This window comes from Verrucomicrobiia bacterium (assembly GCA_019694135.1).
Classification (GTDB): domain Bacteria; phylum Verrucomicrobiota; class Verrucomicrobiia; order JADLBR01; family JAIBCM01; genus JAIBCM01.
This window is the reverse complement of sequence record JAIBCM010000006.1, coordinates 38,799-61,962: the sequence shown is the minus strand read 5'-3', so window position 1 is coordinate 61,962 and position 23,164 is coordinate 38,799. Positions and strand designations below refer to the sequence as shown.

The window sequence follows — 23,164 nt, the reverse complement described above, 5'->3', positions numbered from 1 at the left end:
ATATTAACCTGGAATAGGGGGTGGAAGTCGAGGAGGATTTTTGCGCGTGGAAGGAGGTAAAGTTGTAGGCGGTTCAGGTTTTGGAGATTCAGTTTGTGGTAAGGTCGGGTTCAGATGAACTCGTGAATTGGGGTCCACCAAAGCATAATCTTTTTGATGCTGAAGATTAGCAACGAATGAAGCTGGAGAATCGTAAGCGAGATAAGGAAAATTTTGTCGTTGCACATCAATCGCATGACTGATTTTATTTAAAGAAAGCAGTGGTCGTGAAAAACCTTGAACGAGCAAGGAATTTTCTACCTGTTGGGAAAGATCGTAAGGTAAGGGTTTAGAAATTTTTTTGGAGCCAGGTCGAATGAAAACTAACTCACCGGCGTTGACCTTTTGATGAAATCCATTGGGCAAACGCACTTCTCCTTGGCCTTCCAATACGAGGCATTTGAAGCCACCGTCATCAGTGGTCGTAACAATAATCGTTGTTCCCAACACCGCGGCGGTGGCGGCAGCGGTTTGAATCGTTCCGCCACCACGCCCTTTCGGAGCATGAAAAAGCAGGCTGCCTCGTTTCAATTGAATGGTGCGATCCTGAGATTGAAAGGAAAAAATGGTGTTGGCTCCTACACGCGTTACGGTTTTATCTTCTGCAACCAGTTCTGCGCGAGATCGGCTGCCCGTTTGCAAAATTTCTGGCACTTGAAAGAGAGAACCTACTTGGGCCTGTTTTTTAGGCGAATTATTGGCAGGAATTACTTCTACTTGATTGACTACTTCAGTAAACCGCGCGCGATTTAAAGCATTAATCGCTAGCGCCGAATTTTCTAAAAAGAGCAAAGCAAGAGCGCCTAGTAAAAAACCAGTTAATCGAACCCTGCAATCAAAGCAGCGGCTAACGTTCTTAACGTTTTTCTCCTCCATGCCAATAACATGCATCAGATTTTACGTTTCGTCAATTCCGATGAGCCATAAATGGGATTCAACCTATGCTCTTATTTATTGAATTGCTACGGGTTCACGAAGAATAGTTTTTAATCGTTCAGAGGGGACTCTGCGAGGATCTGAAAGATAGATTTCGTGATGAGGCCCTTTTAAAGTTAATCCATTGGCTTCGACAAAGGATTTCATGATTGCAACGGTTTTTGATTCTTGGTCATAAGGGCCGATATGAAGCATTTGCACACATTGATTCTCATCTAAAAGTTCTAGGTTAACCTCACGAATTATGGGCTCTTTTCCTTTTTTTAAAAGAGCGGCAATAGTATGATCTAACTCAGATTGAGTAACAAAATCAGGGGTTCGAATTAGTAATTTCCAGCGCCATTGATCTTGCGATGTTTGATCAGCAACCTTTTTGCTATCAACGAACCATTGGCATTCTAATTTGCCTATGGTATAATCTTGATGTCCTTTAAATTTACGCGTCATTTTTAACGTGAAAGCGACACTATATAGTGCACCAATTTTGGTTGTGAATTTCTCACCACCAGGTTTCCCTTGGCCGCTGATGGCGAGATAATGAGCAGGCTTGATCTGCAATAATCTGGGTTTTTTAGGAGTGATGTATTCTAATTTGTGAATTTTGTATAAATCTATTTTTTCCATAAAATGATCGTTATTGAATGGTTATGTCAAAGGAGCGTAAATGTCGGTGATTAAATCTTCAGGTTCTGTGTTTTCAGGAGAATTGAGATAAATTTCGAAGCAAGGTGCAGATCGTAATTCACGCCCACTACGCGGAATCCATGTGCCGATCAATTTTTTATAGCTTTCATTTAGTTTTGAATAGGAACCAAAATGGGTTAAGACAGCATAGTTTCCACCAGAAATAGTTTGAACGCCAATTTCTCCCTCAGGTTTGAAATGTTTGTCCACTGTAACGCATGCATCGTAACGTATTTTATCGGGAGGTGTGATTTCGGGATCGTCATGACATAGACCAATAAATTGAGTTTTGCTGTCAATCAGTCCCTCTTTACCGAGTAGTGTAAGAAGGCGATCCCAGGCTTTGCCGCACTCGGAGTAAGGCCCCGTGTGGCGTATAAAGGCGACGAGTAGAGGTTGAATGGTTTTCAGATTTACTTTCATTTGGATTCCTTTTCGTTTGGGTTGAGTTTTAAAATTTTTCAAGAGGTGATTGGGATGGTAATGGATGCCGGACCGAGAATAGATTTGAATGGATCTATTTTGTTTTCGAAATTGTGAAGGAGATGAGTGAAACACGTTTCGAAAGGTGCGACTAAATGCTTCATGCGTTTCATAACCTGCTTCCAAAGCGATCTGAATCACGGGTTTTTGACTGTATTTAAGTCGCATCGCAGAGCGTTCCAATCGTAAGCGTCGGATATGAAGATGAAGCGATTCACCGATCATGCCGGTAAAAATACGATGAAAATGGTAAGGCGATAAATGAGCCTGGGCGGCTAAAATTTTAAGGGTTAATGGCTCATCAAGTTGTTGCTGAATATAAATCAATACTCGCAACAATCTTTCTTTATAAAATTTTAAGGTGGCCGATTTCATTGAAACGTCTTTCTTCAAGCAGAGTAGGACGTTTTTTAAAAAATACTTGATCGTTTTTGCTGAAATGCGATGCGGTTTAACGTTTTAACCGATTCTTAATCGCGCGATCCATTTCGCGTTTGGCTTCAGTTTGCTTGATGGTTTGTCGTCGGTCGCCATGCGTTTTACCTTGGGCAAGACCGAGTAATATTTTGACATGGCCGCGTTTCCAATAGAGTTCTAGGCCGACTAAAGTGTTTCCCTTCACAGCGCTGAGTTGAAAAAGGCGTTGAATTTCGGATTTGTGAAGGAGTAATTTGCGAGCGCGTCGCGGATCATGATTGTGAATATTTCCTTTGTCGTAGAGCGCAATATCCATTTGATAAAGGTAAGCTTCGCCTTTTTCGATGCGAGCGAAAGAATCAGCAATGTTAACTTTGCCAGCGCGAATGGATTTAATTTCCGTGCCAGTTAAAACCAGCCCGGCTTCAATGGTTTCTTTAATGTGAAAATCGTGTCGTGCTTTACGATTAGTCGCGATGGATTGGGCTGAGGAACTTTCAGCCATGATAAGGGTGGCTTTGAAAAAACACGATTAACTGCGTTTTTTCTTGGTATTTTTTCTCGTTTTAGTCGTAGCAACTTCTTGTGGAGCAAGTTGTTCGAAAGTCAATTTGCTATCGGCAATCTCTTTTAAAGCCACTTCCATAAAGGACCAGCGGGGATCAACGGCCACCAGGGGGCGAAATCCTTGGCCTAACTGTTTCACGCGTCGTGAAACCATATTGATCAAAATTTGGGAATTGGGCACATTACCCAAGGCCGTTTGTAGAAATTCAGCTTTCATAATCATTTTTTTCGAAAGCGCTACATACTGAAGAAGTTTTGCAACATGGCAAGTGTTATTTTAGCTGCTGTTTTAGGTGACTCAACAGGAGCTTCGCCCTCCCATAGTCAGTCAAATTGAGTTACGGCTTGTCATCTTATAGGACACCCATTAATAATACCGCCATGATGTTGTTTAAAAAATGCTGGATTTTGTTGGTATGCCTTGTTTGGGCAGGACAACTTTTGGCGCAGAACACCGATGGGATTGCAGCAGTAGTAAATGGTAAGGTTATCACTTTTTCTGAAGTGAAACGACAGGTGCAGGACGCGGAACAGGCATTAAGCGATTCCGGGTTGCAAGGCGGGGATCTGATGGATCGGGTGAAGGAAATTCGTTTGGAAGCGTTGAAAGCGCTAATCGAGCGTGAACTGATTATCCAGGAGTTTAATAGCAAGGGATATTTTTTACCAGATAATGTAGTTGAAGATCAGGTTTACGATATTGTCCGCACTAAATTTGATGGGGATCGTGTGGCTTTTATCAAAACGTTAAAAGCGATGGGGAAAACGCTCGATCAATTCAAACAGGATCAACGCGATAGTCTTGTGGTTCGTATTATGCGACAGAAATTTGTATCGGAAGAAGTAATCGTGTCGCCTTTTAAAATTGAAGAATATTACTTTGAAAATGCTTCGAAATTCGCAACGCCCGACCAGGTTCGTCTCAGCATGATTTTTTTCAAAAGAACTTCTCCGCCTGAAGATTCAGACACGAATGCGAGCGATATTTCAAAACCTTCCGATCCACAATATGATTTGGCATTGGAAACATTGTTGAAATTAGAAGCGGGCGAAAACTTTGCCGATTTAGCGAGCACTTATTCCGAAGGGCCAGCAAGCGCGGATGGAGGAGACTTGGGTTGGGTTTCGCGAGACACGTTGCGCAAGGAATTGGCCGATGTTGCCTTTAAACTTAATCCCGAACAAAACAGTCAAGTTATCGAAACCGATGATGGCTATTATATTTTAAAAGTTGAAGAACGAAAACGCGCGGGTATTAAACCGATCGAAGACGCACGAAGCGAAATTGAAAATCAACTTTTGGTGGAAGAACGACGCAAGACGCAGGAGCAATGGTTAAATCGACTGCGTAGCAAAGCTTACATTAAAATGTTTTGAAGCCGGTTATTGCCATTACCCTGGGAGATCCCGGTGGCGTGGGGCCTGAAGTGGTTGCAAAAGCGCTTCAATCCGGAAAATTGCCACAATTTTGTGATTATAAAGTTCTTGGAAAAATTTCTAAGCTTGGAGTAAAAACCAGCCGTGGAGCACAAATAGCTTGGGACGCTTTGGAGGAGGGTGTGGCGGGATGTTTGTCAGAAAAATTTCAGGCTTTAGTCACAGGTCCGGTTTGCAAGGAAACTTTAGCGAAACGCGGTTTTTCTTTTGTTGGTCAAACAGAATTTTTAGCGACCCGCTGTGGATTCAAAGAAGATGCTGTAACGATGGCAATGGTGAGCGAGGAACTGAATGTTTTTTTGGTTTCGACGCATGTTAGTTTACGGCGAGCGATTGGATTAATTACCCAGGCGAGATTGGAACGCACGATTTGTCACGCCTTATCTTTTTTGAAAAAAATGAAAAAAGCACCCGTGCGACTAGCAGTGGCTGGATTGAATCCTCATGCCGGGGAAGGCGGTTTGATTGGCAAGGAAGAGAAAGAAAAACTTCAACCTTGGCTAAAATCGCTATCCAAAAAATTGGGTTTACCTTTGCCGCTTCTTTCTGCCGACACACTTTTTTATCAAGCGGCTCAAGGAAAGTATGACGGAGTGATTGCTCTTTATCACGATCAAGGATTGATTCCTTTTAAAATGGTGGCTTTTGAAACGGGAGTAAATTGCACGTTGGGTCTGCCCTTTTTACGCACTTCGCCCGATCACGGAACCGCGTTTGATATCGCAGGTAGTAACCGAGCTAATCCCCAGAGCATGATTGCCGCGATTCAGTTGGCTGCAAAATGGGTGAAGGAAACTTGCCAACGCTAAATAACGCGGCATATATCTCAGTGCAATTATGAAAGTATCGGATCTGCGCGGTATTTTAACTTATGTGCCGCGTTATCGTATGAAAGTGTTTGTGATCGCACTCGATGGTGAGGTGATCGCGCACGATAATTTTTCCAATCTTTTGCGAGATATTGCCGTACTATGGAATTTGAATGTGCGCGTAGTTCTGGTGCATGGCATGAGTCATCAGCTCAAAGCATGGGCAAAAACGCACCAACTTAATCTTTCAAATGCTGACGGAACAGGCCCTACGGATGAAAGTACTTTGGAAGCGGCGATTGTGGTAGCTAATCGCATCACGCATGAAGTTATGAAAGGACTTTCTGTCGTGGATTTGCGCGGCATTTCTTCCAACAGCATCATTGCTCAACCCGTAGGAATTTTGAAAGGGAAAGATTATCAGTTTACTGGGAAGGTGGAGCGAGTCGAAAGTTCGGTGATTCAAGAAGCTTTAAAACAAGGAACGATTCCTGTGTTATCGCCTTTGGGTTTCGATGGTGAAGGACACACTTATCGTGTGAATTCTGATGCGATTGCATTTGCCGTGGCAAAGGAGTTGAGTGCTTCAAAAATTATTTTCGTAACGCCACAAGGCAAGTTGCGTGCAGGCAATCAAATCATTGGTCAGTTAAGTGTGGTGGAAGCAGAGGATTTTTTGAAGGCAAGTGTTTCAGAAATTCCTGACGTGTTGCGATCTAAGATCAACTATGGCATTCGCGCTTGTAAAGAAGGCATCAGTCGGGTGCATCTAGTCAATGGCACTGAAGATGAAGCGTTGTTAGGGGAAATATTTTTGAATGAAGGAACGGGCACGATGATTTATGCGAATGATTATCAAGCCATTCGTCTGGCGCGAAAACAGGATGTGCCTGCGATTCATAGTTTGATTAAACGAGCGATAGAAAACGAAGAACTCGTTCCCCGCACAAAAACCCAAATTACCGAGCAGCTAGAAGATTATTATGTGTTTGAAGTAGATCGTAATATTATCGGCTGTGTGGCATTACACCTTTACCCACAGGAAAAGGTGGGTGAATTAGCTTGTTTGTATGTTAACTCTTCTCATGAAAATGCTGGGATTGGCCAAAAATTAATGACATTTATTGAGAAAGAAGCGCAACGAAAAGGGTTGAAACAACTTTTTGTTTTATCGACTCAAGCCTTTACTTTTTTTCAACAAAAAGGTGGTTTTGCCGAAGCAAAAGGAGCAGAAGTTCTACCTAAAGCTCGTTGTGAAAAATGGGAGCAGAGCGGACGAAATTCGAAGGTTTTAGTGAAAAAGCTTTAAGTTTTTTTTGCCACGGTAGTCATGACAGCATCGCGCATGCCGTGAATGGCTTTTTTATCAGAGGGAACGAGAGTGGCTAGAATGCCACCTAATTTGGCTTGATCATTTTTATCAACAAAATAGTAAGGGCACAAACGCGCACGGCTAGCCATGGATTGAATCGTATTTGTTTTTTCGTCGAGATAATGGGTTGTGTGAAGCTGGCTGTTTTCGAAAACTTGTAAAATGTAAGGTTGCTGTGGAAAAGATTGCATAGCTTGTTGTAATGCATTTTTCCATTCTGCAGCGGAAAGGTCGTGACCAAAAGTGACGCCGCGCGCGCCCCAGGCTTGGGGTGAAAACCCGGATATTTTAATCACTAATCGTCGTTGTTTTTGTGAAAAGGTAAACAGTTCTTCCCAAGATTGAATTTCTAGACGCGGATGAACCGCTTGGGGTGGTAATGGATCAGGATTTAAAATCCATGTGTAAGGCATTATTTCTTGTAGAAGCAGATAATTTTTTTCGCCTAGTTCTGTTCGCCAATAATGTTGAAGCGGTTTCATCCAGAAAAAAGCGAACCACATTTTTTCTTCGAGGAAGGGTTTGATAGGAGGAGTGATTGGGGTATTGCCTTGTAAAAGTGTTTCAAACCATTGCGGGGCATTGGCGAGATTAGGAATATCAAAAAGTTCAAAAAAACGGTAAATCGGTTTTTCTTTAGCAAAATAGGTTTCCGCAGAATGAATTTGAATTTGTGACGAATTTTGGTTGAGCCATTGCATTTCAGGACGATAAGTGGAAGCCTCTTGTGAAATGACAATATCACCTTCTGGAAAAACCGTTTGCCAGCCTTGTCGCATGTTCGAAGCGCCACCGGCAATATCAGGAAAAAATGAGGCGTAAGTTTCCTGTAACCAGGTTGTGGCTCCGATTCCACCCGGTACAGAATCAAGTTCGGAAACAGATAATCCACGATCGGTCATGAGAAGATCAGGCCGAATAATGAGTGGTGTTTGGGATTTAAAAATTTTATGGCGCCCCAACTCTAAAAGGGCGGGAGGTTTTCCGGCATCGAGCCATTGAGCAATCCAAGAGGGTTGTTTTCCATTTAGGCTTGCGAGATAAAGGCGATTGCAAGCTTGGTTAAAAGTGTGAAAAATTTGTCCCAATCGATGAATGGAGTTCAGAGAATTTTCATCCAGGAAAAAAGGATCGGGCGAACAACGCCACTGGTGACTGTCAAAAAGTCCTTGTTCGGGAAATTGCGATTTGATTTTTAAACAGCGTTCCAAAGCGTCCATGGGTGGGTTTCAAAATAAAGAAGTCAAACAGAATGTCGAGGGATGAAAGTGAAAATCTGTTACCTCTCTTGTTTTTAAACAGCGCTTTGCTAGATTGAAAGTGTGAAAAATACGGTCATACCCATCGAAGTCAAAGCAGTTTTGCCTACAAAAAATCAGGGATGTGCAGTTTTTGTAGGCAATGAGTCGAAAGCTTTTATTATTTATGTTGATGCTACGATTGGGCAAGCCATTGCTATGTTTTTGCAGCACGTGACTAAGGAGCGTCCATTGACTCACGATTTAATCGGTCACATTTTAAATGCTTTGGATGCGAAGTTGGAACGAGTGGTAATTAACGATTTGCGAGATGGTACTTTTTTTGCGCGATTGATTTTGAAAGTGGAAAGTGAAACTCATCATAAAGTGATCGAGATCGATGCTCGTCCGAGTGATAGTATTGCGCTTGCGATGCAGGCGGGATCGCCGATTTATGTGAATGTTGAAGTTTGGAATGAGGTTGAGGATATGAATGAGTTGCTTCAATCGTTATCAGGCGATAGCAGTGAAGGGGAAGAAGGCTCTGAGGGGAAAAAAACTTAAGGTTGAGCGGGAGCCGGTGCGTTAGTGGAAAGAGGTTGTTCCAACACCGAAGAGGGTGGCGAGTTGTAAGTTCTCCAGTAAATGGTGACGATGGAATCTTTTCCGGCTTCAATACGATAAGGTGGTTTGGAATCGCTATTGGGTTTCCAGCGCATGCCACCGGGAACGGTTTTTTTGTTTACTTCAATTTTTCCTAAAAGACCTGCTTCGATGGCGACAACCGCTGCGGGAGTAATGGCATTGGCTACGACAGAAATAGATTGAGGTTTATCAGGAGTGGGAGAAAGCACGGCCATTAATAGTCCGTTGATATCTTCGCCGTAGTTGAGATGAAAATTTTGGCCATCAAGATCAATTGCTTCGTCTACGACGCCGGGTTTGAAACGTTGCAATTCAGAATTGTTAGAGTCTAAGAGAACGAGTTCGTTAGAGGTGTCGACTTTAAATTCTAAAGCGAAAGAGGTTAAAGAAGTTAAAAGTAAGAAAAAGAGGGCAAATGGTTTCATGGGCTATAATTTAGTTGCAGATGGAAAAAAAGAGCAAGTGTTATTTTGGTGCTACAGCTTTCCAAGGTTTCACGTTGGTTGCTTGTGGCACAATTTCCGGGGTGGGTGTGGCGGCTGCTCCGGTAGGATCTGTTCGTGTTATCCAAATTTCTTGAATTTTTTTGTTGCGTTTCATCCAGAGGAAATCGGTGAAATTGGTGCCATCGTAATCGCCCACCGCAGCGGGCTTCCATTTCTTGAGAACCGAGGCGAAAGCGGTGCCGGAAGGCGCTTGCAAACCTCCATTGGCATCACCGTAGGCGAGGTAAAGATCGTTTAATTTTCCATGACGTCGGATGAGGACCAGATCGATATTGGAATCGGAATTGAAATAGCCACTGGCAAATGGTTTGAAAGGTTTAGCCACGGTGAGCAGAGGGGGATCAGTGAGAGTGGGAGGCGTGAAAACTTGGTTGCTGTCTTGCAAGAGGAGATGAATTTGGTTTTGGCCAGCGCTTTTACGCAGCAAAACAAGATCGGCATAGCCATCTCGATTGTAGTCTCCTGCTGTGACAACTCGGAAGGGTTTGGGAAGTGTAATGAGAGGTGTGGCATTTGAGAAAAGGCCGGGAGCCACGCCGCCATAACGTGCCCACACGGTGTTTTCTTTAAGGGTGCGTTTTTGGAAAATGAGATCGGCCCAATCGTCATGATTGAGATCGGCAGAGCCAACAATTTTAAGTTTTCTTTCTGTGGCATTGGTGGGGCCAATAGCGAGCAGCGTTAAGTTGGACATGTAATAGGCTTGGGCAAGGGTGGAACGATTGCCGCCTTTTTTGGAACGATTCATCCAAAGAATATCGGAATAACCGTCTTTGTTGTAATCGCTGAATGGAGCGTTCAAACTTGTTATCTTTGAAGTGTTGTCTTCAATGGTAGCGACCGCATTAGAGGGAGAGCCAATAAGATAATTGGGGCTTGGGAGAAGCGAAAGTTCCACGGTTTCTGTGCCTTCTTCAAGAATATCGAGAATGGGAGTGATAGTAATTAAGCTTTGGGTTTCGTTAGCAGAGATTTGTGTGGAGCCGTTGAGAGGAGCATAGTCGGCGCCTGCGGTAGCTGTGCCAGCAATTGCGTAAAGAACCGTTAATGGAGTATTAGTAGCGAAATTGCGAGTGACGGTGAAAGTAGCGGTGTCAGCATTTGCTTCAAAAGCTTCGGGATCGGTAGCGGTAATGGTGACAATATTAGTTTGTGGTGGAGGAGGCGGGATTGCGTTGGTGAAACCGGTGCCTTGGACTAAAAATTCGTACGGGTTAGCGGGGCCAAGAAGATTATTAGTGCAAAAAAGGGTTGTAGAAAAATTGCCTACGCTTAATGGGGTGAATTGAACTTGGAACGTGGTGGAACTGTTAGTGGGAATGTTGAGTGGCAGTGCAAGATTGCCAATGGCAAAATGGGGTGAGGCTTCGGTAATGCTAGAAATTGTGAGGGTAGAACCTCCGGAATTAGTGATGACAAAAGTATGAATCGTGCTGTTACCCACTAGAGTATTAGGGAAAAGAGTAAAATCGCTGGCACTGGGAGTGTTATCGCCATCGGAAATAGGTTGGTTATTTCCTAAAATGAGCATGTTGGGTGGAATAACGGGTGGAGGTTGATTGGTGGAAGCGAGAATCCAGTTGTTGCTATTGGCAATGGCAATGAGCACTTGTTTTGGAGTAAATCCAGCGCTGAGGTTGGTGACCATATTATATTTAGCGCTAACTTGGCCGAGCGCCCCACCTACAGCAACAGCGTTGGAACCATTCACTAAAGGCGGCGGTAATGCGCTAGTGGTGGAGCTAACTGAGTCAGGATCCCAGGCGTTGTCGTTGTTATAAGCAAAAATGAAATTGGTTTGGTTGTTATAATTTTGGAAGAGAAAAAGTTGATCGCCTTGTTGAGTAAGGGCAAATCCGCTTTCTGTGCCATCCATATTGAGTCCCCCTACAGCAGGGCCGATGCTGGTGACTTTAGGGTTTGAATCAATAACGCCACCGAAATTAGTAATGGTAAAATTAACGATGGAGCCTGCAGGAAGATAAGCGGGCACGACATATTCTAAAGCGCCTTCTTTTCCACCGACGCGCCAGGAGCTGCTACTGCTACTCCAGCCTTGATCGGCGAACCGAAGTCGCGCGCCGGCGAGCACGTTGGTGAGAGTGTAAATGGAAAAAGCGTCAGGATTAGCGGAGTTGTAGGCAATAATCGCTGCCTCGCCAGGCGCTAAATTAGTGACGCCAGTGGTTTCGTCGTCTAGAATCGTAAGAGTGTGATTGGTAGGGGAGCCATAAGCAGCTACTATGATATTGCTAAGACTGAGAACAATGGTGCGGTCGGCGTTGATGTTGGCGTCATCAATAGTTTTAATCGTAATGGATTTCGTGCCGCTCTCACCCGCTAACCAAGTGAGATTGGAGACACCGGTGTTTTGGTAGTGGACACCATTGACTGCGGTGCCACCGGTAATTACCACATCTACGCTAATGGGAAGATTAGTGCTTTGTGTGCGTGTAACAGAGATGGTTGCGGTTTGGTTGGATTCTCCTATAAAACCCAGTGGGTCGCTGAATTGGAGTCGTGCGGGGTCTTCATCAATAATGGTAACAACGTGTTTGAGTTGGACGCCTGTGGGTCCGGTTAAGAAATTGGTGAAGGTGCGATTGCCATCTTGAAGTGCATTATTAGTAATGATAATGGGCAAGGAGGCCATTGTTTCGCCGGGATTGAAAGTGATTTCGTTGGTGAGCGAGTTGATGAAAAAGTCGACTTTATTGGAGGCAGTGCCTTGCACGATGACATTCGTGACGGTAAGTGTGCCGATGGAAGTGGGTCGTTGGATTGTGAGATTATAAGTGCCGATATCTTCGGAAATATTGGTAGTCGTTGTTAAATAAGCATAGGAAGGAAATCCAAAGCGAATATCATCAAAAATAAATCGCAAAGGGTTGTTGCCGCCTGAAGTTGTCCGAGCTTGCAAAGCTAAAAAAAGGTTGGTGTTTAGTTCGTCAAGGCCACTGAAAAAAGTGGTGTCTTGGACTGTGCCAAAAGAGTTAGTAGCGAGACCTGTGATGCTAGGTGTGATAAAAAGTTCCCACAATCCTTCATAAGAGCGGGTCACGCGAATGGAATGAAGAGTGGTGCTCGGATCCACAGTATTCGTTAAAAGCGCGGGCACAAATTCAGCGCCATTTTCCATTCGAACTAGAATTAGATTGTCAGGAGTGCCCGTGTTACCGTGACGAATTGCGTAACCATTGGCGCTGGTTAAATTTGTGTTATCGCACACTAGCCAAAGTCGCCATCCGTTGTTAGCGACACCGCTTGGATTTCCTTCTGTGTCGCGATAAAGAAAAGACCATTCCGTTAAGTTTGCTCCTAAGTTAGTTTGGGTTCCAAATGAAAAAGTGAGCGTGGAAAGGATGTTGGAGGTATTAACGCGGAGCGATTGAACATTATGCAATGCTCCAGAGCTAGTAACCACGTAATTAGTAAGATTTCCTTGCCAGGTTGGATTGGCAAGCAGTTCACCATCTTCAAAAGAATCCACCGTTTCGGTAAGCGTGGCGTGCACTTTTTCTAAGCAAAAAAGAGTCAAAAGAAGGCAGAGATATTTATGCATCATCTTATTTTTGCACAATCCTATTACTATAACTCAAAATTTGAATAACAAAATTAAAATTTTATAAAATTTTACTGGCGCAAATTGCATATACTTAAACTTGGACTAGCCTGTAGAAGAAAGGAGTTGTATTATGTTTAGATTATTTAAACTTTGGTTTAACCCTTTTACGATACTTGCTTTGGTTTTATTTCCCCTATTAGTTCAGGGAGGGGCTATTAAAATCAATCAGCCTTTTGCTGATTTGGGTAATGTTTCTTTCGTTGTGGGATTTGCTCCGTGGAATCGTGTGATTTATATTGCGGATCCTTTGGGAGATGGAGTGCGGCATCTTTATAGTGTCAACACCACAGGGCAAGGCTTAAAAGATTTATCAGGAGATTTGGTCGCGGGAGGTTCTGTGCGAGGGGCCAAAATCAGTCCTGATTTGCAGCGCGTTGTGTTTATGGCGGATAAAGACAATGATGAAGTTTTCGAGCTTTATAGTGTTTCGGTCAGTGGCGGTAAAGTGATTAAAATAAGCGGAAACATGGCTTTTGGGGGAGATATTATCGCGGCGACGGAAACGGGTGACGGTTATTATACCATTAGCCCTAACAGCCAATGGGTTGTTTTTTTAGCGGATAAAGATATTGATACAGTGAGAGAACTCTATCTAGCACCCATTGCTGGTGGTGTGGTTCAAAAGGTTAACGCACCTTTGGAGTTAGGGGAAAGAATTCCCTTTAATATAGGTAGCGAACCTACTTTTACTTGGGATAGCCATTTTTTGGTATACATGGCAGTGTTGCAAACAGGTGCTGAATTATTTCGATATGATATTTTTACGAAAAAAAATATTAAACTTAATTCGCCGTTAGTTCCAGGGGGTGGGATTTATTCTTTTGAGGTAAGTCAAAATGTTGAGGTGCCTCGGGTAGTTTATTCGGGAGATCAAGATGTGTTTGATCTAGAAGAACTCTTTAGTGTTTCAATCTATGGCGGTGAAATTACGAAATTGAACGGGCCTGTAAAACCTAAGTTTAAACCTACTGAGATAGTCTCTTTTCATATTAGCCCTGATGGGAATCGCGTGGTCTATATGTCAGAGCATTTGGATGACACGGATATCGAAGTTTACAGCACTTTAATTGCAGGGGGAGAGCTTGTTCGTTTAAGCGACGGAAATAATAATAGCGTGGGTGACATGAAAAATTTTGTTATTACACCGGATGGACAACGCGTGATTATGCTTGGGCCGGATACGAAAGAAACTTTCACAGAGTTGTTTAGTGCGCGAATTCAAGGAGGAGGAAGCGTTAAATTAAATCAACCTGAAGATTTTCAGGGTAACATTGGCTTGCCAAACATTAGTCCCAATAGCGAAAGAACCCTTTATCGAGTTACAATTGGAGGGGGCGATCAAAAACGTTCGCGACTCTATAGCGTGCCAACAACTGGTGGAGGGCGTGTTGCTTTGACGCCTGATTTTGTTGTTGGAAAAAATGTGGTGGACTACGAAATCACCGATGATTCGAAAAAGGTTGTAATTTATGGCGATTTAATAACTCAAGATCAATTCGAGCTTTACAGCGCCCCGATTGAAGGAGGAGATCTTTCCAAACTGAGTCCCGCGCTTGCCGCGAATCAGGATGTGGCCCATCCGACCCAAGGCATGAGTAAAACCGTTCGCATTCACCCCAATTCAAAAAGTGTGGTTTTTACCGCGGGCGGCCCTTTCTTGCAATCGAAGATCGAGCTTTATTTAGCGCCGATTCCGTAATTTTTATTTGAAAAGCGATAAGGTTGATTAAACTTCCAAAATGCTTTGGCTTGAAACCGATTTGCAATTTCCCTTAGGGAAGCGCGCTGCTTTAATGAGCGAACAATCCCCTACAGAATATATGAAAGGTTCTTTAGCGGATTATCGACAACTGCAAAAAACCTTAGCTCGTTATCATCAAAAATCAGAAGCCAAAACCATATTTCCAACCGGTGCGGCTGTAGGATTTATTACTTACGAAGGTAATTTTGAGTTTGGTTTTTATCCTGAATTAAAAATTTGTTCTGCAGAACATTGGCCTTTTTCTGAAGAATCTTTTTATCAGACCACTCATTTAACTTCTTCTTTGGAAAAAACAGACTATGTGGAGAAAGTTCAAAAGCTCCAAAATTACATTGAGGTTGGGGACATTTATCAAGCGAATTTGACGCGTCAAATCACAGGTCGGTTTGAAGGTTCAACACGAGCTTTATTTTCGCAAATCAAACGTTTTTCGCCTGCGCCATTTTCGGCTTATTTGGAATTGCCCAGTCGCACGATTTTATCGGCATCGCCAGAACTTTTTTTGCGATTTTCCGGAAGACGCGTGATAACGTGTCCGATTAAAGGCACGCGACCACGGTTTCGTGATGCCATGGCTGATCAACAATCGGCATTTGATTTGATTCGCAGCGAAAAAGAGCTGGCGGAACTGATTATGATCACCGATTTGGAAAGAAACGATTTGGGAAAAATCTGTGACTACGGCTCGGTTGAAGTTCAAGAACTTGTTGCCAAACGATCTTTTTCTCACGTGCACCATCTCATGAGCGTGATTCAGGGTTGGCTACGACCAGAAATTTCCCAAGTAGAAGCTTTGGTGAGCTGTTTCCCAGGAGGTTCTATTACTGGCGCTCCTAAAAAGCGAGCGATGGAAATTATTCGCGAATTGGAAGGTCAACCTCGTGGACTTTATACCGGCGCCATTGGCTACTTTGGGTTTAATGGAGAATCGCAATTCAATATCGCCATTCGCACCTTGGAAATTTGCGACAACACCTTTTCATTTGGTGTGGGTAGTGGCATTACCATTGATTCCGAGCCGCAGAAAGAATTTGAAGAAACCCAGCATAAAGCCGCAGGTCTTTTGCAGGCGCTGAATTATTTTTCTAAACTTTCGGTACAGAGGTTGAAGACTGAGAAGCTAAACTAGGATCCACACTCATGTTGGGTTGTTCTTCAGGCTCACCATCTTCGATTAGAGACATATTTTTTTCAAGGGATTGTTGCGCTTTTTCTTCGATTTTGGCCCACGCTTCGTCGCTTCTCTTTTTTCTTTTGGCCTCTGCCACTAAAGCTGGTGCTGGAGGTTCTGTATCAGGAATAGTGATGAGAGTTGGGGCGGGAGCTAATTTATCAATTTCATCTTGGTCTTTTATTTCGCTGGCCGCCGCAAACTTTTCTTCACGCTGTCTTGCTTCTCTAAGCGGCGCCACTATAGAATTGGTTACGGCCTTGGCTTTTTCATAAGTTGCCACAGCCACTGGCAAGACCACGTGTTCTATCACAGCATCTTGAGCGTCAAGTGATCCATGGCCGACATCGACGGGCAACCCCATTCCATAACGGCCCCAAGCATCCGAAGCATAAGCCACCCCTTCTTCAGCATAATGGAGGCCAGTTAAAGCGCCCTTCCCAACCCACTTCATGCCTTCCCAAGCCATGCCTTCTGCAGTGCTTGCAAAATAAGCTTCTCCTCTAGCTTCAGCTTCAGCTGCTGCTTTTTCTTCGGCTGTTTCTTTATCTTCCAGTTGCTTATCAACACGAGCGTCAACGTAGGAAGTTTCAGCGTCGGCACATAATTTTTTAGCTTCTTCGGCGATTTCTAGAGCACTGGCTAATCGAGCTTCTAGTTCAAGTCTTTCGATTTCCGAACCGGAGAAGTTATCCAAAGCAGCTTCAGCAGCGACCACCCCTTCGTTAGCTTCATGAAGTTCAACTTCTGCATAGGTGAAATGCTCACGCGAATTGTTGACAGACTCTTGTGCGGCATCAGCTTCTGTTGCAATAGCAACAACAGTTACTCCAGCAACAGATTGAATGACTCGATCTAATGATTGATTGGCTTCATTGAGTGAGGTGTTTAGTGCTTGTGAGGCATTTTCCGCTACTCGAGTCGCTCGTTCTGCTTCAATTGCCTTTGTATCGACAGTAGCTTTTACTGTTTCGCTAGCATCAGATTGACTCGCCGCTTTACGGAACTCCTCTAAATCTTCACGTGCCTTATTAGCCGTACGCCACAAATCATTCGCTTCCTCTTGGAGGCGATGTAATTCTAAAAGAGCTTCATCAATTTTCTTTAAGTCATTTAAACTTGCGTGAACTAGTTGATCACGATGATAATGAATGCGTGCGGCAAATCGAGCCTGGGAAGCAGCTTGGCTGACTCCAGAACTGAGGGAGTCATATCTGCCAGCAAATAAATTATCTACAATTGGCACAATGTCGTTTCGAGCATGATCTGCCATGAGCCGAACAGCCATTTCTCGGTTTAGCCGATCCACGGCTTGTTTAGAAGTTAACCCACCTGCCGCTTCTTCAACTGCTGCAGCTCTGCGTAGAACTTCTGAGGCTCGTTCCATAAATTGGGCTCTGCCTACTGCAGTGGCGTTATGTCCTATGTATAGCGCAGACGCATCTTCAAGTCGCTGATACATTGCATGTTCTTCTGGAGTAAATCTATCAGTTAACCCATCCTGAACCAAATCGCTGAATCGATCGTCTAAGGGATCTCGATCCCTTGCAAATCTTTGAAATTCCTCGAAAGCTTCTTGTACATCATCCTCACTAACATGGAGGTCGCTGGGTTCTCTTTGAAGCTGTGGTAATCCTTCACGATTTATTTCATCGATTGAGATCACCCGAGCTTCCGCTTCTTTTGCTTTTTCAAAAGCTACTCTTTGGCTCATGTCGGTAATGCGTCGGATTTGTCTTCGCGCTTCAATATCCCCAGCTTCGGCAGCACGACGAAATTGTGTTATAACTTCAGCAGCATCTGCCAAAGCTGCTTCCTCTGCACGCGAAGTCGCTTGGGCTGCCTCTCTTAATATTTCGAGACGGGACATGTTAGCTTCGTTGAGTCGTTCGGCTTTAACTGCAGCCTCCTCCGCTAAATCGTCAATTGTAGGAGTGCGTCCTAATTCTTGAAGGTGGGCGCGTCGGGCGCGTGCTTCCACTGCAGCGATTCGTTCGGCGATGGCGGTGTCAGCATTAGCTTTAGCTGTTTTATACGCTTTAACTGTTCGCTCAACTTCATCGAGGGCGCTGGTTGCTTGTTCTGTTATTTGTTGTAGCTGGCGGCGTTTTACAAAGTCTCTAGGATTGTCGGCTACTTCTCTTTTGAGTTCGTCTCTGATATCTCGAAGTTCTTTATAACGAGCGATGGCGTCTTTACGATCTTCAAAAGCTTTGACTTCTTCTGCAATGCGATTAGCGCGATCTAATGCAGCAGGATTTCTTTGAGCGGCAGGCGAACTTTCAGCCAATCTCGCTAAATGTTTTGCTTCATCAGCTTGCACTGCTGCAAGTTCTTCTACATTTTTAACATGACGTTTGAGAGTGTTAAGGTGATTCCGACTAGTTAAAGCATGAGCTACCCTCAACTCAGCAACTGTTGTAGGTATACCTGCAGCGGTTACTATTTCAGACCCGCCCAAAGCACTAGCTAAACGGCGTTCGGAAGTGGTCACTTCATCAGCGAGCGCCTCCATTCGTTGACCGGTTCGCGCTGCTCTGGCCTCCAAACGACCAATTCGTGCTGCAAATCTGCTAGCGCCTCGAATAAGAAGAGTGGGAGATGCCATAATTTTATAAAAAAAATTTAAAAGTAATGAAAAGCTAGAAGGAGGGTGTTGTCAATGATTTGGTTAACAGAATTAATCTATTTAAAGTTGAGCATAAAATACAAGACATTTTAAAATTTTTTTTATTAATAAAACATAAAAATTGACATTTTATTGCTATTGTGTTAATGAGTTAGATGTCGAAAGCTGTAAGGGAAATTCTTGGGGAAATTGCTGAGGAAACTAGAAAATTAATAAGAAGAATACCTGAACGCCCTGCGGCTGATCTTGTTGCAAGAGCGAATGCTTTTGTATTTGTCAGGGTTTTTCTCGATCGTGTCATTGAGCCGATGAAGAAGCTCTCTAAACTCGATAGAAAAGATTTCGAAAAGGTTATTGGCCAGCTGGACGATCTTTCTCATAACGTTGATAGAATCAACCCTCATACCCTTTCTGTTATTGGAGGAAGGGTTGATGATATTTTGGATGCGACGAGCGTACTTAAGCATGGTAATGTCTTGAAAGAAGCCCAAACTTATGCCTCTAAAATGGCTGAAATTTTCAGAAGTTTTTCTCATATTTATAGCGTTTCCTATTTAGAAAGACATCACGTTATCGATAAAGTATTAAGAATTTCTGAAGAAATTGAGGACGCTTATAGAAGGGCTTCTGAGGTCTTCGATCGTGTCGCAGAGTGCGCCCAGTCGGTAAGAGAGAGGCTTAATACTTATCAAAAAGCTGTGGAAAGTGGAGAGGATGCAGCAGATGCCTTAGTAAAACTGAAGGAAGCAATAATTTTTTCGGATGATGCGGTTGATGAATTAAGGGTTGCTTTGTTACAAACACAAAGATTAACCGAAGAGCTATCGGTTCCTTTTAGGGAGCTTCAAACGACCTTTAGAACCACAGCACTTTCCTCATTGGCGATAACTACTGCTTCAGGCATTCAGCAACGAAATCCTGCAGAATTACCTCCTCATCCTATGATCGAAACTGCTAAAGATGGTGCTGAATTAGCGTTAGACGGAGTCGTTGCCATTAGCAATGGATATGGTTACGTAGAAGAAAAAGCTATCCACGCTATAGATGCAACCGTCAACACTGTTACTCTTGGTTGGATCCCTCAAATTGCTACAGATATTAATGACACAAAAGAAGCCGCTTTGGGCGCAGCAGTAGAAGGCGCTGTTTTGGCGACAGAAGCCGGTGGTGGAAAATTGGGTAAAGCTTTTGCTAAGATAGAAAACTCAACCCAGGTTGGTCTCGGAGTCATTGAGAATAGTGCTAAAACAGGTTGGGTCGGTTTTTATTGAAGATTTGTGATTTTACCAAGGTAATAACATTTTATTGATTTCAGTATTTTATCAGTGACTTGTGAGTCAACGATTAAAACAAATCCAATGCCCATGTTAAATACGCCATAAGCTTCTGGCTCTGATAATTTTCCTGATTGCTTGAGGAAACGAAAAAGTGGAGAAGGCTGCCACGATGATTTGTTAATAAGCGCTTTGGTTTTGTGTGGTAAAATTCGATTCAGATTGTCAATCAATCCGCCTCCGGTGATATGAGCCATGCCTTTGATTAACACTTTTTTTTGAAGCATTTGGATCTCTTTTAAATAGCAGCGATGGGGCTTTCTTAATAAAGCGCCTAGAGTTTCACGGGAACCGGGAAGGCGATCGGTGAGTTTTAATCGCAGGTCGTGAAGTAAAATTTTTCGTGCAAGTGTGTAGCCGTTGGTGTGAAGCCCATTGGAGGGGAGACCGATAATCGCATCACCAGGCTTTATTTTTTTCCCGTCAATGCGCTCTTTTTCATCCACCACACCAATGATTGTTCCAGACAAGTCATATTTAACATTTTTTTCTTTAGAAAAAAATTCCGGTAATTCTGCTGTTTCGCCACCGATAAGAGAGCAACCTGTTTCCGAACAAGCTTTTTTGAATCCGTGAATGAGAGCGTGGAAAATTTTGCTATCCCATTTTTTAAAGCTGATATGATCCAAGAAAAAGAGAGGTTGCGCGCCACATGTTAAAATGTCATTGACGCAATGATAAACTAAATCGGCTGCGATTTGGGAGTGATGATTGGGTTGCGAGGCGAGCATCAATTTCGAGCCTATCCCGTCGGTGCTTGCCACCAAAATCGGGTTTTTTATTTTAGGAAAGTTGGCACGAAAAAAACCCGCAAATTGATGTACTGTGGTAAACGCTTTTGCTTTATCGCGACTGGCTTGTTCTAAGTTCACGCCAGCTCGGGCATAAGCTCCGCCGTTTTTTTTCATAATTTGGCAATGGCTTCCATAATTTGGTCGGAAATCCATTGATAACTTTCCTGTGTGGAAAGATGAGCGGGAGGTTGGAAAGGAGGAAGCACGGGACCGAATGTGACTGTGATGGGATGCAATTTGATTTTGGAACAACCGCGTGGCCAGGCTTCAAAGCTGCCGCGAATTCTAACTGGTAGAATTGGCGCGCCGGATTTTAGGGCAATCATGCCAGTACCCGGTTCTCCTTTTTGTAGTTGACCATCCCAACTTCGTGCGCCTTCCGGAAAGAGCAGCAAGGGTGCGCCGGCTTTGAGCACTTGCAATGTGGTGCGAATACCAAAAATATCTGCTTTTTCTTGATCTACAGGAATTGCATGAATGCGGGGAAGTAACCATCCCATCAGCCGTGATTTGAAAAGAGTTTTTCGCGCAAGATAAAAGATATGATGAAAAGGAAGTGATGAGCCAATGCAAGGAGGATCAAAATAACTCAAATGATTGGCACAGATCAAAAAGGCGCCTTCTTTAGGAACATGTTCGATGCCATAGACTTTGCGACGAAACAAAAAACGGAAAATGAGGTAAGACAAAACGAAGCCGAGATAATAAAGGAAAGTGGTTTTGTGAGTGTGATTAAGATAAAGCTCGCGCTTCATGGTTGATTCGCATTTTCCACGTTCAGACCGCGTTGGCTGAGCTGCTCCAGAATGTAAGATACTACTTCGGAAATGGTCATGGTGGAAGAGTCTACGACATGCGCATCAGACGCAATTTTGAGAGGAGAAATTTTGCGATTGGAATCAATGGCATCGCGTTGAGAAATGGAATCATTTTCACCCTGATCTTTTCTGCGTTCGGCGCGCACCTCTAATTTGGCATCCAAATAAAATTTATAAGGTGTATCAGGGAAAACAACAGAGCCGATATCTCTTCCTTCCATGACTAACGGCGCAAAGGCGCGCAATTGTTGTTGCTCGTAGACGAGCCGTTGACGCACCGCGGGAATAAGAGAAATAGTGGAGACATTTTCGTTAACCTCGCGTCGCCGTAATACGAAGGGATCCACAGGCTCCTCGAATTTGAGCGCAATCGTGTTGCCTCGAATTTCACAAAAAAAAGGCATTTGTTTAACAAAAGTTTCAACGGTTTGGGAATTATGCGGATCAATTTTTTCGCGTAAGATGCGCCACGTTACCGCGCGATACATGGCGCCAGTGTCGACATAAATAAAACCAGGCAACGCACGCGCTAGCTCGCGAGCAATGGTGCTTTTGCCTGAGGCAGAAGGACCATCAATCGCGATAACAATATTTTGTTGAAAGGAGTTCATGTTGCTAGCTGGGCCAAATGCTGTTCAAATTGGGGATAAGAAGTATCAATGCAAGCAGTATTTAAAATACGCGTTTGGCCTTCGCAGAAAAGTCCGAGAATCGCAAAAGCCATGGCGATACGATGATCACCGAAACTTTCCACGGTTGCACTTTTTAGTGGGCGTCCGCCTTGAATAATCATGCCATCGCTAGTTTCTTCAACTTCAGCCCCAAATGCGCGCAGATTTTGCGTGATAGCAGCGATGCGATCGGTTTCTTTGACGCGCAATTCTGCGGCATCTTTGATAATGGTTTCACCTTCCGCCAAAGCAGCCAGCACCGAGATAATGGGGATTTCATCAATCACATTGGCAATTTCTTTTCCTTCAATCAAGGTGCCACGAAGATTGCGACCTTGAATTTCCAAATTACCATGGGGCTCCATCTCTTTGCCAGTTTCAATAAATTCACGGATTTGCGCACCCATACGCATCAGCACGCTTACTAATCCTGTGCGAGTGGGGTTGAGACCGATGTCTTCGATAAAAAGTTGGGAACCGGGAAATGCCGCAGCGGCTGCCATCCAGAATGCTGCTGAGGAAAAATCTCCGGGAACCATAAAATCTCGAGCTTGAGGCAGGCTGCCTCCGGGCACGGTTACGGTGAGGTCTTGGTTGCGAAGGGGAATATAAAAATAGCGCATCATGCGTTCGGTATGATCACGCGATAAGGCGGGCTCTGTAACGCTGGTGTTGCCTTGAGCAAAAAGACCGGCCAATAATAAACAGGATTTAACTTGGGCGCTAGCGACGGGTGATTGATAAGCGATCGCTTCCAAGTGAGCGCCATGTAAAAGCAAGGGAGCGCAATCGTTATGAGTTTCGCTTTCAATTTGCGCGCCCATTTCGCGAAGTGGTTCCATAATGCGTTTCATAGGGCGGCTATTAAGTGAAACATCGCCAGATAATCGCGAGGGAAAAGGTTGTGCCGATAAAACACCCGAAATCAAACGCATTAACGTTCCCGAGTTGCCGCAATCAATAGTTTCCAGCACGGGTTGACATTCTCCACCCACACCTGTGACATCAAAAGTGTTTTCATTAATAAAGTCAATATGAGTTCCCAACGCTTGCATGGCGCGCAAGGTGCAGAGGCAATCTTCACTGGTTAAAAAACCGCTGATGCGACTGGTGCCTTCGGCTAACCCTGCAAGCAATATTGCGCGGTGCGACATACTTTTGTCTCCGGGCACTTTGAGACGAGTTTCTAATTTTTTTAACTTTTGGACACGAATCTCAGACATCACG

At 43.9% G+C, this 23,164-nt stretch carries 20 protein-coding genes; 7 read left to right on the top strand and 13 right to left on the bottom strand.

Annotated elements, in window-relative coordinates; translation table 11 throughout:
* Positions 1–3: 3 nt before the first annotated feature.
* The 5 genes from K1X66_09000 to K1X66_08980 all read right to left on the bottom strand — a co-directional run bounded on the left by K1X66_09000 (position 4) and on the right by K1X66_08980 (position 3,343).
* Entirely contained in the window at positions 4–915 is a 912-nt protein-coding gene (locus K1X66_09000; GenBank protein ID MBX7158507.1) for a cupin domain-containing protein, read from the bottom strand.
* A gap of 75 nt (positions 916–990) precedes the next feature.
* Entirely contained in the window at positions 991–1,599 is a 609-nt protein-coding gene (locus tag K1X66_08995; protein MBX7158506.1) for a GyrI-like domain-containing protein, read from the bottom strand.
* A gap of 21 nt (positions 1,600–1,620) precedes the next feature.
* Complete coding sequence (locus tag K1X66_08990; GenBank protein ID MBX7158505.1) at positions 1,621–2,517, bottom strand: AraC family transcriptional regulator; 897 nt, start codon at positions 2,515–2,517, stop codon at positions 1,621–1,623.
* Between the two features lie 76 nt (positions 2,518–2,593).
* Positions 2,594–3,064 carry an SsrA-binding protein SmpB gene (smpB, locus tag K1X66_08985; protein MBX7158504.1) on the bottom strand — a complete coding sequence of 157 codons (471 nt, stop codon included), beginning with the start codon at positions 3,062–3,064 and terminating at the stop codon, positions 2,594–2,596.
* A gap of 27 nt (positions 3,065–3,091) precedes the next feature.
* Positions 3,092–3,343, bottom strand: coding sequence for a DNA-directed RNA polymerase subunit omega (locus tag K1X66_08980; GenBank protein MBX7158503.1), 252 nt, complete (start codon positions 3,341–3,343; stop codon positions 3,092–3,094).
* Between the two features lie 164 nt (positions 3,344–3,507).
* On the opposite strand from K1X66_08980, the gene K1X66_08975 reads away from it, so the two are divergent.
* The 3 genes from K1X66_08975 to argA are packed head-to-tail and all read left to right on the top strand — an operon-like array spanning position 3,508 to position 6,681.
* Entirely contained in the window at positions 3,508–4,503 is a 996-nt protein-coding gene (locus K1X66_08975; GenBank protein ID MBX7158502.1) for a peptidyl-prolyl cis-trans isomerase, read from the top strand.
* A complete protein-coding gene (locus K1X66_08970) occupies positions 4,500–5,372 on the top strand; it encodes a 4-hydroxythreonine-4-phosphate dehydrogenase PdxA (GenBank protein MBX7158501.1) in 873 nt (290 codons plus the stop codon). The genes K1X66_08975 and K1X66_08970 overlap by 4 nt, the downstream gene beginning before the upstream one ends.
* 28 nt (positions 5,373–5,400) lie before the next feature.
* A complete protein-coding gene (argA, locus tag K1X66_08965; GenBank protein MBX7158500.1) occupies positions 5,401–6,681 on the top strand; it encodes an amino-acid N-acetyltransferase in 1,281 nt (426 codons plus the stop codon).
* Here the strand turns inward: argA and K1X66_08960 are convergent.
* Positions 6,678–7,964, bottom strand: a complete 1,287-nt coding sequence (locus tag K1X66_08960) for a hypothetical protein (protein MBX7158499.1) — start codon at positions 7,962–7,964, stop codon at positions 6,678–6,680. The genes argA and K1X66_08960 overlap by 4 nt on opposite strands.
* A gap of 102 nt (positions 7,965–8,066) precedes the next feature.
* On the opposite strand from K1X66_08960, the gene K1X66_08955 reads away from it, so the two are divergent.
* Positions 8,067–8,546: a bifunctional nuclease family protein gene (locus K1X66_08955; GenBank protein ID MBX7158498.1), complete on the top strand. Its 480-nt coding sequence runs from the start codon at positions 8,067–8,069 to the stop codon at positions 8,544–8,546.
* On the opposite strand, the gene K1X66_08950 is transcribed toward K1X66_08955, so the two are convergent.
* A complete protein-coding gene (locus K1X66_08950; GenBank protein MBX7158497.1) occupies positions 8,543–9,052 on the bottom strand; it encodes a hypothetical protein in 510 nt (169 codons plus the stop codon). The two genes, K1X66_08955 and K1X66_08950, sit on opposite strands and share 4 nt — an antisense overlap.
* Before the next feature lie 40 nt (positions 9,053–9,092).
* Positions 9,093–12,698: a choice-of-anchor D domain-containing protein gene (locus tag K1X66_08945; protein MBX7158496.1), complete on the bottom strand. Its 3,606-nt coding sequence runs from the start codon at positions 12,696–12,698 to the stop codon at positions 9,093–9,095.
* A gap of 130 nt (positions 12,699–12,828) precedes the next feature.
* Between K1X66_08945 and K1X66_08940 the strand changes: the two genes are divergently transcribed.
* Entirely contained in the window at positions 12,829–14,457 is a 1,629-nt protein-coding gene (locus K1X66_08940; GenBank protein MBX7158495.1) for a hypothetical protein, read from the top strand.
* 40 nt (positions 14,458–14,497) lie between these two features.
* Positions 14,498–15,649 (top strand): aminodeoxychorismate synthase component I, encoded by a 1,152-nt coding sequence (pabB, locus tag K1X66_08935; GenBank protein MBX7158494.1) that lies wholly within the window; start codon positions 14,498–14,500, stop codon positions 15,647–15,649.
* On the opposite strand, the gene K1X66_08930 is transcribed toward pabB, so the two are convergent.
* Positions 15,606–18,299, bottom strand: a complete 2,694-nt coding sequence (locus K1X66_08930; GenBank protein MBX7158493.1) for a hypothetical protein — start codon at positions 18,297–18,299, stop codon at positions 15,606–15,608. The two genes, pabB and K1X66_08930, sit on opposite strands and share 44 nt — an antisense overlap.
* A 176-nt stretch (positions 18,300–18,475) precedes the next feature.
* On the opposite strand from K1X66_08930, the gene K1X66_08925 reads away from it, so the two are divergent.
* Positions 18,476–19,591, top strand: coding sequence for a hypothetical protein (locus K1X66_08925; GenBank protein ID MBX7158492.1), 1,116 nt, complete (start codon positions 18,476–18,478; stop codon positions 19,589–19,591).
* On the opposite strand, the gene purM is transcribed toward K1X66_08925, so the two are convergent.
* Genes purM through aroA form a run of 4 tightly spaced genes read right to left on the bottom strand, consistent with a single transcriptional unit; the run spans position 19,585 to position 23,160 of the window.
* Positions 19,585–20,562, bottom strand: a complete 978-nt coding sequence (gene purM / locus K1X66_08920) for a phosphoribosylformylglycinamidine cyclo-ligase (GenBank protein MBX7158491.1) — start codon at positions 20,560–20,562, stop codon at positions 19,585–19,587. The two genes, K1X66_08925 and purM, sit on opposite strands and share 7 nt — an antisense overlap.
* Positions 20,559–21,203: a 1-acyl-sn-glycerol-3-phosphate acyltransferase gene (locus K1X66_08915; GenBank protein ID MBX7158490.1), complete on the bottom strand. Its 645-nt coding sequence runs from the start codon at positions 21,201–21,203 to the stop codon at positions 20,559–20,561. Before K1X66_08915 ends, purM begins: the two co-directional genes overlap by 4 nt.
* On the bottom strand, positions 21,200–21,877 hold the full coding sequence (cmk, locus tag K1X66_08910) for a (d)CMP kinase (protein ID MBX7158489.1): 678 nt from the start codon (positions 21,875–21,877) through the stop codon (positions 21,200–21,202). The genes K1X66_08915 and cmk overlap by 4 nt, the downstream gene beginning before the upstream one ends.
* Positions 21,874–23,160: a 3-phosphoshikimate 1-carboxyvinyltransferase gene (gene aroA, locus K1X66_08905; protein ID MBX7158488.1), complete on the bottom strand. Its 1,287-nt coding sequence runs from the start codon at positions 23,158–23,160 to the stop codon at positions 21,874–21,876. The genes cmk and aroA overlap by 4 nt, the downstream gene beginning before the upstream one ends.
* Positions 23,161–23,164: the final 4 nt, after the last annotated feature.

Excerpts from the sequence above, each read along its gene's own strand:
- K1X66_09000 (MBX7158507.1), bottom strand. The coding sequence starts at position 915 with ATGGAGGAGAAAAACGTTAAGAACGTTAGCCGCTGCTTTGATTGCAGG.
- K1X66_08995 (MBX7158506.1), bottom strand. The coding sequence starts at position 1,599 with ATGGAAAAAATAGATTTATACAAAATTCACAAATTAGAATACATCACT.
- K1X66_08990 (MBX7158505.1), bottom strand. The coding sequence starts at position 2,517 with ATGAAATCGGCCACCTTAAAATTTTATAAAGAAAGATTGTTGCGAGTA.
- smpB (MBX7158504.1), bottom strand. The coding sequence starts at position 3,064 with ATGGCTGAAAGTTCCTCAGCCCAATCCATCGCGACTAATCGTAAAGCA.
- K1X66_08980 (MBX7158503.1), bottom strand. The coding sequence starts at position 3,343 with ATGAAAGCTGAATTTCTACAAACGGCCTTGGGTAATGTGCCCAATTCC.
- K1X66_08975 (MBX7158502.1), top strand. The coding sequence starts at position 3,508 with ATGATGTTGTTTAAAAAATGCTGGATTTTGTTGGTATGCCTTGTTTGG.
- argA (MBX7158500.1), top strand. The coding sequence starts at position 5,401 with ATGAAAGTATCGGATCTGCGCGGTATTTTAACTTATGTGCCGCGTTAT.
- K1X66_08960 (MBX7158499.1), bottom strand. The coding sequence starts at position 7,964 with ATGGACGCTTTGGAACGCTGTTTAAAAATCAAATCGCAATTTCCCGAA.
- K1X66_08950 (MBX7158497.1), bottom strand. The coding sequence starts at position 9,052 with ATGAAACCATTTGCCCTCTTTTTCTTACTTTTAACTTCTTTAACCTCT.
- K1X66_08945 (MBX7158496.1), bottom strand. The coding sequence starts at position 12,698 with ATGATGCATAAATATCTCTGCCTTCTTTTGACTCTTTTTTGCTTAGAA.
- K1X66_08940 (MBX7158495.1), top strand. The coding sequence starts at position 12,829 with ATGTTTAGATTATTTAAACTTTGGTTTAACCCTTTTACGATACTTGCT.
- pabB (MBX7158494.1), top strand. The coding sequence starts at position 14,498 with ATGCTTTGGCTTGAAACCGATTTGCAATTTCCCTTAGGGAAGCGCGCT.
- K1X66_08930 (MBX7158493.1), bottom strand. The coding sequence starts at position 18,299 with ATGGCATCTCCCACTCTTCTTATTCGAGGCGCTAGCAGATTTGCAGCA.
- K1X66_08925 (MBX7158492.1), top strand. The coding sequence starts at position 18,476 with ATGTCGAAAGCTGTAAGGGAAATTCTTGGGGAAATTGCTGAGGAAACT.
- purM (MBX7158491.1), bottom strand. The coding sequence starts at position 20,562 with ATGAAAAAAAACGGCGGAGCTTATGCCCGAGCTGGCGTGAACTTAGAA.
- K1X66_08915 (MBX7158490.1), bottom strand. The coding sequence starts at position 21,203 with ATGAAGCGCGAGCTTTATCTTAATCACACTCACAAAACCACTTTCCTT.
- cmk (MBX7158489.1), bottom strand. The coding sequence starts at position 21,877 with ATGAACTCCTTTCAACAAAATATTGTTATCGCGATTGATGGTCCTTCT.
- aroA (MBX7158488.1), bottom strand. The coding sequence starts at position 23,160 with ATGTCTGAGATTCGTGTCCAAAAGTTAAAAAAATTAGAAACTCGTCTC.